At 56.4% G+C, this 1,120-nt stretch carries 1 protein-coding gene; it reads right to left on the bottom strand.

From position 1 onward, the window contains the following. The coding region (locus tag FYJ74_RS11575) for an ISAs1 family transposase (RefSeq protein WP_154529721.1) at nucleotides 1-1,034 on the bottom strand (1,034 nt) is incomplete at its 3' end. Between the last annotated feature and the right edge of the window lie 86 nt (nucleotides 1,035-1,120).

Genomic DNA, 1,120 nt, shown 5'->3' with positions numbered 1-1,120 from the left:
CGCAGAATGTTCATCACTTCCGCCGCGTTCTTCGCTCTCGCCCGGCAGTCATCCTCCCTGAAGGCCACGTCCAGCATCCAGCGTAAGTTGTTCTCGATCGCCCAGTGCTCTCGCTTGATGCGCAGAAGGTCTTGCGCCCGGGCTCCTTTCAGGCTGTAGATGAAGTAATGGTCTTCAGTGGTCGTCTTGTTATTCTTGTTATCGACGTTCCGGGTGTTGCGGATCCACGCCACTCCCGCGATGCCTCGCCAGTCTTCAAGTCCTTCGAACCAGCTCAGGTCGTTGGAGAGGTAACATTCTCTTCTCTCGATGCGCCCATGATCTTTTTCCAGAGTAACAGCGTACTGTCCTTTGGCTTTGAGTTCTCTTGTGCTTGTGTCCTGCGCTTCGCTGCGCAGGTGCCGGATGATGTCGTCGTGCAGTTTCTTCTGATTGCCTTTGACGGCGAGGACGTAATCTCCGCCCTGTTCGACGATCCTGGCGGCGATGTTCTTCTGCGTCCCCATGGCGTCGATGGTGACGACGGTGTCTTTGACCTGAAAGAGGTCCAGCAGTTCGGGGATGGCCGTGATCTCGTTGCTCTTCCCGTCGGTCTTGATCTGACCGAGGACCAGCTGCGCCCGACTGGCAAAAGCGGTGAGCACGTGACTGGCTTTCTGTTCGGAACTGCCGCTGCGGCATATGGTCTTGCCGTCGATGGCGACGGTCATGCCTCTTGACTCCGCCAGCTCGCCCAGGTGGACGTACAGTTCGCTCATCCAGGCGTTGAAGCGTTCGGACAACACGCGGGGATCGAGGCGGCTCAACACCTTGCCGAAGGTATCGTGAGAGGGTGTGCCGTGGCGGAAGTCGCAGAACGGCGCCAGATATTTCTTCTGATGATCGGCAAACATGGCCGTTTCCGTGGAGGTATCCATGTTGCAGATCACGGCCAGCACGCTGACCAGAAGGATATCCTGGAGCCGATAGTGGATCGCGTTTCCTTTACGAAAGTCCTCAATCTCCGCCAGCAGTTCCAGAAATGTCTGGTTCATTCTCGTACCTCCTGTCGGGGTTTTGGGGCGTTTTCGGTGTTTCTTTGTATTCTACCGCAGGGAAGGCTTTCTTGGGATGAACTTAC

This window comes from Pyramidobacter porci, assembly GCF_009695745.1.
Lineage (GTDB): Bacteria > Synergistota > Synergistia > Synergistales > Dethiosulfovibrionaceae > Pyramidobacter > Pyramidobacter porci.
This window is presented reverse-complemented; position numbering and strand designations above follow the sequence as displayed.